The sequence below is a fragment of the Nonomuraea sp. NPDC001684 genome, from assembly GCF_053596515.1.
Window position 1 is genome coordinate 1 of the sequence record NZ_JBSFGJ010000370.1, and the last position, 9,365, is coordinate 9,365.

The following is a 9,365-nucleotide window of genomic DNA, read 5'->3' on the forward strand; positions in this document are numbered from 1 at the left end:
GTGGTCGAGACGCCCAACACCTGGAACGGCGCCGAACTCGGCGTCGGCAACGTCAACGCCAAGTCGGTGACCCTGACCTGGCCGTCCGTGCCGGCCGCCACCGGCTACGCGGTCTTCAACGGCGGCACGGAGGTCATGCGGGTGACGGGGACGACGGCTCGGGTCACCGGGCTCCGGGGCCGCACGAGCTACACCTTCACCGTCCGCCCGCTGGCCGCCGACGGCACGACGCTCCCGATCGAACTGTCGGCCACGGTCCGGACCAAGGGCTGACCGCACCCGCTCGAAGCGGCCCGGCCGGCCCGGCCGGGCCGCTTCGGCACTTCCCTCTGGTTCCGCGCTGCGGAGATCGGGGGCTTGGGGGGTGGATCGCCTCCAACCGGCTTCCGACGTCCTGCGTTCATTAGGGCGGAAGGAGTCGCATGGACAAATATGAGGGATTCAGGGAGTTCGTCAGCGCCCGCCAACAGGCGTTGATGCGCACCGCGTACCTGCTCACGGGAGACGCCCACCGGGCTGAGGACCTCCTGCAGACCGTGCTGACCCGGATCGCCCGCCACTGGCCCAAGCTGGCCAAGGACGGCAACCCCGAGGCATACGCCCGGCGGGCCCTGGTCAACGAGCACGTGTCCTGGCTGCGGCGCAGGCGTACGGACATCCTGACCAGCAGCCCGCCGGAACCGGCCTACGATCCGGAGTCCGCCGGGCTGCACCGGATGGTCCTGCAACAGGCGCTCGTCCGGCTGACTCCACGGCAGCGCGCCGTCCTCGTGCTGCGTTTCTACGAGGACCTCAGCGTCGAGGAGACCGCCGAAGCGCTGGGCTGTTCAGCCGGCACGGTCAAGAGCCAGACCCACTACGCCCTGGGCCGCCTGCGCGTCCTCGCGCCCGAACTGGCCGATCTGTTGTCCGAAATCGATCCGGTGGAGGTGCCGCGATGACGAGGTTCCGTGACGAGCTCGACGCGATCGCCCGGCAGGCGCCCGACGTCGATCTCGCCGAGGTCGCGCTGCGGGGCGCCCGGCGTACGCGAACGACTCTGATCAGCGGCTCCGTGGTCGCGGCCGTCGCCGCACTGACGCTGGCCGTCACCCTTCTCGTCAATCCCGGCGGGCCCACCGACGTCGGCGCCGTCACGAGGGGTACGCCCTCGTCCGCTCCGACCTTCCGCGGCGTCCCCGCGGGGCCGACACCGTCGCCGGAGGACCTCGTCCCCGTCCGCGCCGTGCTGCCGGCGTCCGGGGTGGGGCCGGTGCGTTACGCCTACTACGACTTCTGCCAGGACGCGTGGAAGCCCGGCCAGGACAACGCGCCGGTGGCCGACGAGACGTGCCTGCAGTGGAAGGTGGTCCTGCGGGACGGAACCCGGTACCGGGTCGCCGATGCGCTGAGCGTCTACACCGACCAGACCAAGAAGAACTACATGAACACCGCCGCCCCCCTGGCGATCTCCCGCGACGGACGCCGCATCGCCTACTACGTCCCCGAGCGTGAACGCTTCGCCGTCCGCGAGCTCGACACCGGCCAGGTCTGGGAGATCCCGCAGGTCGTCAGGCGCAAGGCCATGGTCAACGGCGGCGGGCTGATCACCTTCTCGCCGGACGGGCGCCGGCTCGGCCTGAACCTGGTCGGCATCCCCCAGGTCGTCGTGGACGTGGAGAGCGGGCGGGTCGTCGAGGAGGTGCCCAAGGGCTGGCAATCCCTCTATCCCGCCGACGAGGGCGTCCCCATGGTCGTGGAGGACGAGCGCGGCCGGTTCGGCGTGCTCTCGGACGGCAAGGTGACGGTCTTCGCCGAGCCGAAGACCTGGGCGCTGACGGGAGCCGTCGGCCCGGACGGCACGACCGTGGCCATGCTGACCGGCCCGGCGGCGAAGGGGGAGACCGTGACGAACAGCGAGCCGTACGACAAGATCGTCACCGTGGACCGGGCGAGCGGCCAGGTCAGGTCCGAGGTCAAGCTCGACCCGCCGCGGCAGCTGAATCCGCACCGGCTCGCATACTGGCTCAACGAGCGTGAGGTCCTGGCCCTGGGCACCGCCATACGGGACCCGGGCTCCGACCGGTGGCCCGACCTCGGAGATATCGCCTACGCCATCGACGTGACCACCGGCAAGATCCGCAAGCTCGGCGCCTACCGGCTGCCCCCGTGGGGCGGCAGCGTCTCGGTGCCCGGCTTCCCCAGCGGCTGACGCCCCAGGACGACAGCGGCCGGGGCCGGCGCGGGAGCGGCCACCACTCCCGCGCCGGCGTTGTCACAGCTGGTACCGGCTGTGGACGCGGACCAAGCGCAGGGCAACGCTCGCCCTGACCAGAGCGCGGCAGCTCCCACGTCAACGACCAGCACAGCCTGGGCGGCGGCGCGACCATCCACCTGCTCTTCAACGGCACCTACAACTGCGGGTCACCTGGAAGACCGGCGTCCTGGGCATACCGCACTCCGGCGTCAAGGCCGAGGTCGCATGTCAAGGTGCTGAGGGTGTTGCTGAAGCGTCCCGTTATAGCCGCCTTGGGCGCTCTTGTTGCGCCATCATCCTGACGTTTGGATCACGTAGGAGTGCTCTTCCGTGGCGGCGCCTGTTCTGCCCGGCCCGGTCCTCTCGTAGCGCGCAGGTCGTCGGCCTGCCGCTGTTGCTGCCAGGAGAAGGAGTCGCGATCGTGACCATGCTGACCTACACCCTCATCACGGACCCGGCGCCCTTGGCGGCGTCGGAGGCCGGGCGGCAGTCCAAGTCCACGGGGACGGTGTACCTGCTCGTCACGAACACCGGGCAGACGGCGTACGCCACGATCAAGGTGACGGTGCCCGTCGGCACCGGCGCCGGCCACCTCACCCACGACTTCACCACGATCACCCCCAAAGGCGAGCACACCGACATCAAGACCGGCCGCACCCGGGCAGTGACCGTCCAGACGCAGAACTTCGCGGTCCAGGTCAGCGATCAGGGCAGCGCCGTCAGTTTCGGTCCCGGTGACCACATGGTGGTGACGCTGGAGAACGTCACTGTCGCCCCCGAACCCGGGCTGGCCGTGCTGCGGGTGACCGAGGCCGCCGGCAGAAGCAAGAGCGGGGGCCTGCGCAGGAGTGACACGGTGGTGGCGGTGGTGAAGACCGCGCCGAAGGACATACCGGCGCCGCACGGCTTCCTCGCGGACGACGTCGTGGTGGACGCCGGCACGAAGGTCAGGCTGAACTGGGAGGGATCCGACGACTTCACGTACGAGGTCTTGTTCCCGGGCGGCCGGAAGCCCGTTCCCCGGGTCAAGCACCCCGGGTCGCACGGCCCGTACTCCTTGGTGCTGGACGCCGGCGACGCCCCGAGGCGCGACACCACCTACACCCTCGTCGCCGGCTTCGGCGCCCAGCGGCACACCCTCACCACGACCGTCCAGGTGCGCAACCCCGTCCTGGGAACCCTCACCGCCGTCGATGGCGTCACCACTCCGCGGCTGGCGGGATCGACCCAGGGCGACGGAAGCATCACCTTCCTCCCCGGCGGGGTGAAGGTCTGGAGCACACCCGGCTCCGACGCCCCCGGCACCGTCTTCGCCGACAAGGCCGACCTCGACGGCGTCAACACCAGATGGGTGCAGGGCAGAAGCAGCGACGACGGATGGATCGCCTTCTCCAGGTTCGGGCTGCAGGTGTACCCGGGCGGGCCGGGCACCAGCACCCATGGTGTCGTGTACGCCGACTCCGTACGCGCGAAGGACGCCCCCTATGGGCAGGGCGGCGGGTGGATCAACCTCCACGACGAGGGGATGACCGTCTACCTGTCGAAGAACGGGAGCAATGGGCTGGGGAGCGTGACGGCCCGCGACTTCAACCGCTGACCTCACGTCCGGCAACTCTCCGCGAGCACCGCCCAGGCCGCCGTCCGCTCGCCGGTCGATGGCCTGGGTCGTCCGCGGCAGGTCGGGGTTCAGTCGTGGAAGCGGCTCGGGGTGATCTTCAGATTGGCCGCCAGGAAGCCGTCGCCACTGTCGCGGACGCACAGGCCGGCGCGGCCGATGAAGCCGGTCTGGACGACGCCCACGTCGCCGGAGGGCCGGCTGTCGTCGAACTCCACGGCCAGCCCGTTGCTGTGGCGGAGCATCGCGAGCCTGACCTCGGCCTCCGGAAGAAATGGATCTTTCAGTTGCCTTGAAGTCCAGCCCGGCAGATACTTCTCGCTGTGACGGCGACCGAGCCTCTGCTGGCACGAGCGCAACTCACCGCCCTTTTCGATCAGATCCCGCGACACCGGCTCACCGTGGTGACCGCGGGCCCGGGCGGCGGCAAAACCTCAGCCGTACGCGGCTGGACGCGGGCCCGGCCTGATCATCCGGTGGCGTGGCTGACCTGGGCCGACGACGCCACCCTGATCGAAGAGATCTGCCAAGCCCTGGGCGCGCCGGCCGGCTGGATCCGCTCAGCCGGGCTCGCCACCGAACTGGCCGCCGCCGTCTGCCGGCCGACCGTCCTCGTCATCGACGAGGTGGAGCGGATCGAGCCGGGCACCCCCGGGGCGCGCCTGCTCGAAGAGCTCTGTCACCACGGCGGCGACGACCTTCACCTGGTGTTGATCTCACGCTCCGCCGTGCCCTTCCCGATCCAGCGCATGCGCGGCCTCGGCCATGTCTTCCAGGTGTCGGCCGAACAGCTGGCCTTCACTCCTGCCGAGACCCGCTCGCTCTCCTCGATCGTCCTGGGGTCGGACGACCTGGCGGAGGAGGTTCACGAGCTCACCAGGGGGTGGCCGGTCGCCGTACGGCTCACGTTGAGCTGGCTGAGCGGCCTGCCCTGGTCGGACCGTGCCAAACGGATCGCCGCCACGCCGGTGTTCGACTATCTGGTCGAGGAGGTGGTGAAGGACGAGCATGAGGAGTTCCTCCGCGCGACCGCTCGGCTGCCGTGGTTCACTCACGAGCTGTGCCAGGCGATGGGGGTCGCCGTCTCCCGCGAGGAGCTCCGCGCTCTGGCCGCTCAGCACATCCTGATCACGCCCTGTGACCAGGGCTATGTGGTGTCCACCCTGGTCAGGGAGTTCATGGGCGATGCCGGACGGGGGTCGGCGGCGGCCCATTGGTATGAGTCGCATGGGTTCGTCCGGGAGGCGCTGGCGGTTTGTGACGAGCCCGGCCATCGGGTGGCGATGATCGAAAGGTGGCATGCGTCGCTGCTTGCCGAGGGGCACGCGGCTGAGCTCGTCCGGGCTTGCGTCGCCGTACCGGAGGAGTGGCGGACGTGTGCCGTGAATCTGGCCGAGGGGCGGGCCCGCCAGGTTCAGGGGGACTGGGCCGGCGCGCTGGAGTGCCTTCGCCGTGTCGACGCCACCGACCCCGCGGTGGCCTGGCGGATGGGGATGATCTATTACCAGCGGGGGGACTACAAGGCGGCATTGTCGACGTTCGAGCTGGCCGGCGGCTTCGACGGCTCGGCGTTTCCGCTGCCCTCGTCGAGCTCCTCCGACCGGGCGATGTTGCTGGCCTGGTCCGCCAGCGCTCGCTGGCTGGTCGGCGAGAGCGCGGAGGCGACCCAGCTGGCCGAACAGGCCCTGGCCATGGCCACCCGCTGCCAGGACGAACGCGCTGCCGCCTGCGCTCACACCGCGCTGGCCATGGTCACCCACGACGCCGGCGACGGGGCCGGAAGCGAACGGCACAGCGCCCTCGCCCTCGCCGCCGCGGAGAGCGCGGGAGACCTGTTGCTGTCGGCCCGCGTCCTGGCCAACCGCGCCGCGAGCCGCACGGAGGAGGCCCGCTACGACGAGGCCATCGCCGACTCGGACCTCTCGGTACGGCGAGCGGACCTGGTCGGCGACCCCGTCCAGACCGCGATCGCCCTGCACAACCGCGCCGAGGCGCTCATGGGCCTGGGCAGGCTCGACGAAGCCCTGGCCGACTTCCAACGGGCCCGCGACATCTTCAGCAGGGTGGGCAGCGACAAGCTCGGCCACCCACTGGCGGGGCTCGGCCAGGTCTATCTGGAGCGCGGGGAGCTGATGCATGCCCGGATCAGCTTCGAGAACTCCCTGAAGCATGCCGAACAACTCCGAAACGCCCATCTGACCCAGACGGTCCTGGCCGGACTGGCCCGTGTCCACGCGGTCGACGATCCGGCGCTGGCCGTACAGCTGGCCGAACGCGCGGTCGCGGCAGGCGGCGGCTCCAGCCGGGTGGACGCGCTCCTGGCCGCCGGCTGGGTCTGGGCGGAGACCGGCGACCGGACCAAAGCCGGCGCCTACGCCCGATCCGCCCACGAGGCGGCCGTCAGCCGCCGCGACCGGGCCAAGATGGCCGAAGCCCTGGAGCTGTCGGCCTTCACCGTGGCCGAATCCCCGGGCGAGCGGGCAGACCTGCTGGCCTCCGCAGCGGAGATCTGGGCGCAGATCGGCAGCCCCGTGGACATCGCGCGTAACGCCTTCGCCCGCGCGCGGCTCAGCGGCTCCGGCCTCGACGAGGCGGAGCAGGAGCTCCGCCGCGCCGGCGTCCGCGGGCCGCACGGCTCCGGCGCCGGCCTGCTCCGCGTGATCACGCTCCTCGACCAGGACGCCGTGCGGTTGTGCATGCTGGGCGGAGTACGGCTCAGCCGCCGCGGCGGCGCTGTCGAATGGCAGTCCCGCAAGGCGCGCGACCTGCTGACCTGGCTGGCGTGCCAACGCGGCCGCACTGTCGCCCGGGAAGCGGCGATGGAGATCCTCTGGCCGGGTGAGGAGCCCGCGTCCTGCGCCAACCGGCTTTCGGTCGCTCTGTCCACCGTGCGCTCGGTCCTGGATCCGCAACGGAAGTTCGGCCCGGGGGAGTTCGTGCGCGCCGACAAGTACAGCATCCAGCTGGTCGGACTCCGTACCGATGTCGAGGAGTTCCTCTGCGCCGCCGCCGAGGCGCTCGCCGCCGAGGACGAGGATCTGCTCGTCGCGGCCGAAGCCCGCTACACCGGGGACGTCTGCGAGGACTCTCCTTACGCCGAGTGGCTGGAGCCTCTTCGTGAGGAGGCCCGCGCCGTGCACCAGGCCCTGCTTCGCGAGCTGGCCTCGCTCGCGGAGGCGGCCGACGACCCCGACGGAGCGGTGCGCTACCTGCTCCGGCTGCTCGAACGGGATGCCTACGACGAGGCGGCCCACCTGGACCTGGTTCGGACGTTGACCAAGGCCCGCCGCCATGGCGAGGCCCGCCGACGCTACCGGCTCTATGCCGAGGCGATGAGAGAACTCGACGTGGAACCGGCCCCCTTCAGCCTCACATGAACGCGGGAGCGCGGACGCGACTTCGGGTGCGCCGATGAGTTCTGTGCGGATGCGTGGTCGATACGGCTGGACACACCGGCAGCGGTGGGCCTGCGCTGGGAACGTTCAGCGCGGGAGGAAGCACATGGAGGCAGTGATGAGCGTCGACGACTCCAAGCAGGAGCACACCATCCGGACCGGCGAGCAGCGGGCGAGCGGTCCCCGGGTGCTGGTGGCGGGGGCCAGCATCGCGGGACCCGCGCTGGCCCACTGGCTGCGCCGGCGGGGGGCCGAGGTGACCGTGGTGGAGCGGGCTGCCGAGCTGCGTCCCGGCGGGCAGGCGGTGGACGCGCGCGGGGTCGCCAAGGAGGTCATCGTGCGCATGGGGCTGGACGCGGCGGTGCGCGCGGCGTGCACCGACACCGCCGGCGCCCACACCGTGGACGCGGACGGGCAGGTGCTGGAGACCTTCCGCGCCGACGACGACGGTGGCGACGGGTACATCGCGGACATCGAGATCCTGCGCGGTGACCTGTCCCAGCTGCTCTACGACGACACCCGCGACGGCGTCGAGTACGTCTTCGGCGACCGGATCGCGGAGCTCGCCCAGGACGCGGACGGGGTCGACGTGGTCTTCGCGGGCGGCGACCGGCGGCGCTTCGACCTGGTGGTCGGGGCCGACGGGTTGCACTCGGCGCTGCGGGCGATGGTCTTCGGCCCGCATGAGCGGTTCCTCCGCCACCTCGGGCACGTGCTGGCCTTCTACAGTGTGCCCAACAAGTTCGGGCTGGACCGCTGGCTGCTGGAGTACCAGGATCAGGAGTCCGGTCGCTCCGCCCTCCTGCGGCCCATCCAGGACGCCACCCGGGCGATGGCCATCTTCTCCTTCCCCTCGGCCGACTTCGACGTCGACCACCGTGACATCGCGGCCCAGAAGGTCCTGCTGCGTGAGCGGATGGCGGGCCTGGGCTGGTTGACCCCGGACATCCTCGCGCACCTGGACGACACCCCGGACTTCTACCTCGACCAGGTCGCCCAGGTGGTGATGGGCCGCTGGTCGAGTGGACGGGTGGGGCTGCTCGGGGACGCGGCGTTCAGCTCTTCGCCGATGTCGGGGCAGGGCACCGGGCTGGCGCTGGTCGGCGCCTACCTGCTGGCCGGAGAGCTGGCCGCCGCCGGATGGGACCCCGACGCCGGGTTCGCCCGCTACGAGGCGCGGATGCGCTCGTTCGTCGAGGCCAACCAGGAGATCGGCCGGTTGAACGCCCGCAGCCGCGTCGTCCCGGGGCCGGACGCCGAGCCGCGCCCCGATTTCACCGGCGAATGGTTCACCGAGCTGGTCGGGCGCGCGATCAACGGCGTCGAGCTGCCCGACTACGCGGGGATCCCGGACTCCGCAGCCCCGATCACCTCCTCGGCCAAGCCGTAGGTGCCACATGGCGTGTCGAGAGGGACCACCCCCACCCCTCGCCGGCCCGTACGGCTTGTGGACGACCCCCGCCGGGACCGCACACCATGCTCGAACCGCCGCCGATCGGTGAACGTCGTCTCCGGAAGGCGGCGCGCGGAACGGCCGGTCCGGCTCGCGCCGGGCGATCACCTGCCGGTCGGGACGGGTCCTCGTGCCAGAGCCTGACGGATCCGGCGGGTGAGGTCGTCGGCCAGGATCTCGGCCTGGCCGGTGGCGAGCCCGTCGAGTGCCTGGGTGGCGACGTCGGCGGGGTCCGCCTTCGGGACGCCGTCCAGCCCGGCGGTCATGTCGGTGTCCATGAAGCCGACATGGAGTGCCGAGACGCTGATCCCCCTGGGCTGGAGTTCCTCGCGGGCCGCGTCGGTCAGTGCCCACGCGGCCGCCTTCGCCGCCGCGTACGCCCCGGCTCGCGCCGGGTGCAACCACGAGATCACCGACAGGATGTTCAGGATCGCACCTCCGCCGTTGGCCTCGATGACCGGGGCGAACGCTCTGGTGACGGCGAGGGGGCCGTAGAAGTTCGTCTCCAGTTCCCGGCGCACCGCGTCGAGGTCGCCGCCGATGAGAGGCGTGCCGGTGGAGATCCCGGCGTTGTTGATCAGGACGTTCGCGTCGGTGGCGATCCGCGCGGCAGCCCGGATCGACGCGTGGTCGGTGACGTCGAGGAGCAGCGGGGTGACCCCTGGC

General features: G+C 71.1%; 8 protein-coding genes. 6 read left to right on the plus strand and 2 right to left on the minus strand.

From position 1 onward, the window contains the following. The 4 genes from ACWCSD_RS40005 to ACWCSD_RS40020 form a co-directional block, all read left to right on the plus strand. A partial coding sequence (locus ACWCSD_RS40005) for a fibronectin type III domain-containing protein (RefSeq protein WP_449922687.1) occupies nt 1-273 on the plus strand: 273 nt, incomplete at its 5' end. Nucleotides 274-422: 149 nt separating this feature from the next. Then, complete coding sequence (locus ACWCSD_RS40010; protein WP_358298005.1) at nt 423-941, plus strand: SigE family RNA polymerase sigma factor; 519 nt, start codon at nt 423-425, stop codon at nt 939-941. Continuing rightward, the gene (locus tag ACWCSD_RS40015) at nt 938-2,191 is read left to right on the plus strand and encodes a hypothetical protein (protein WP_449922689.1); all 1,254 of its coding nucleotides are present in this window, start codon (nt 938-940) and stop codon (nt 2,189-2,191) included. The genes ACWCSD_RS40010 and ACWCSD_RS40015 overlap by 4 nt, the downstream gene beginning before the upstream one ends. Before the next feature lie 466 nt (nt 2,192-2,657). Next, nucleotides 2,658-3,833 (plus strand): hypothetical protein, encoded by a 1,176-nt coding sequence (locus ACWCSD_RS40020; RefSeq protein WP_449922691.1) that lies wholly within the window; start codon nt 2,658-2,660, stop codon nt 3,831-3,833. An 89-nt stretch (nt 3,834-3,922) separates the two neighbouring features. Here the strand turns inward: ACWCSD_RS40020 and ACWCSD_RS40025 are convergent, their stop codons facing one another. Then, entirely contained in the window at nt 3,923-4,243 is a 321-nt protein-coding gene (locus ACWCSD_RS40025) for a hypothetical protein (protein WP_449922693.1), read from the minus strand. Between the two features lie 84 nt (nt 4,244-4,327). Here ACWCSD_RS40025 and ACWCSD_RS40030 point away from each other — a divergent pair, with 84 nt between their 5' ends. After that, on the plus strand, nt 4,328-7,228 hold the full coding sequence (locus ACWCSD_RS40030) for a tetratricopeptide repeat protein (protein WP_449922694.1): 2,901 nt from the start codon (nt 4,328-4,330) through the stop codon (nt 7,226-7,228). A 136-nt stretch (nt 7,229-7,364) separates the two neighbouring features. Beyond that, nucleotides 7,365-8,636, plus strand: coding sequence for an FAD-dependent monooxygenase (locus tag ACWCSD_RS40035; RefSeq protein ID WP_449922696.1), 1,272 nt, complete (start codon nt 7,365-7,367; stop codon nt 8,634-8,636). Between the two features lie 167 nt (nt 8,637-8,803). On the opposite strand, the gene ACWCSD_RS40040 is transcribed toward ACWCSD_RS40035, so the two are convergent. After that, on the minus strand, nt 8,804-9,365 hold a 562-nt coding region (locus tag ACWCSD_RS40040), incomplete at its 5' end, for an SDR family oxidoreductase (protein WP_449922698.1).

Excerpts from the sequence above, each read along its gene's own strand:
- ACWCSD_RS40010 (WP_358298005.1), top strand. The coding sequence starts at position 423 with ATGGACAAATATGAGGGATTCAGGGAGTTCGTCAGCGCCCGCCAACAG.
- ACWCSD_RS40015 (WP_449922689.1), top strand. The coding sequence starts at position 938 with ATGACGAGGTTCCGTGACGAGCTCGACGCGATCGCCCGGCAGGCGCCC.
- ACWCSD_RS40035 (WP_449922696.1), top strand. The coding sequence starts at position 7,365 with ATGAGCGTCGACGACTCCAAGCAGGAGCACACCATCCGGACCGGCGAG.